This window comes from Bradyrhizobium sp. UFLA06-24 (genome assembly GCF_054967145.1).
In genome coordinates, this window is the sequence record NZ_JADFUE010000205.1 from 1 (window position 1) to 741 (window position 741).

Sequence of the window (741 nt, forward strand, 5' to 3'; positions counted from 1 at the left end):
AAAACGTGCCGCTCTGGATTGCGCATGAAACAGGATAAGCATTTCCGCGATGTTTATTTCGACGGTCTCCTTACAGGTGCGTGCACGTACTTCAAGATGGAGGAGATCAACAGCCTCGATTTCGAGGAGCAATCTCGGTTGGCATTGAGGCCTTCTGAACTCAATCCTATCGTCTTTACATTTTGGGGGCGCATTCTCGGCACCCTGTTTCCGGTCAAGGCCGAAGTGCTTTGTCGATCCATCGCCGACGTCCTTTCAAGGGAATTGAAGTTAGGAGTAAAGGTCAGATTTCTTCGCTCGCGGCTGTCGACGATCTATTGGCAGGTGAAGCTCTACCGTCTCTTGTTGCGCAGGATCCGACCTCGAGTTGTGCTGGTTTCGGATACCGGCGAGTATGCGCTGAGAATTGCGGCAGACCGGGAAAGGATTCCCTTTGTCGAGTTGCAACACGGTGTGTTTGATCTCAACCATCCGGATGCTATTCCGGACTGGGTGCCGGGCTCTACGCCCGAACTGATCCTTCCTGATATCTTGGCAACGCGCGGGCGATACTGGATTGAACGTTTATCGGGAACGCGCCAGTACAGCGATACGGCCGTTCCGGTCGGCAATGAACTTGTTGATGAGGCGCGGATGCGGCGCAAAAATCGGCAGCGGTCAGACCACGTTGACCTGGTGCTGACCTCTCAGGGACTGGATACTGAAAGACTGGTCTGCTGGATCAAGGCTATGGCTAGCGCG

1 protein-coding gene is annotated in these 741 nt (G+C 54.1%); it reads left to right on the forward strand.

The genetic code is table 11. The features are described from left to right. Positions 1 to 24 precede the first annotated feature (24 nt). A partial coding sequence (locus tag IF809_RS38660) for a hypothetical protein (protein ID WP_462840093.1) occupies positions 25 to 741 on the forward strand: 717 nt, incomplete at its 3' end.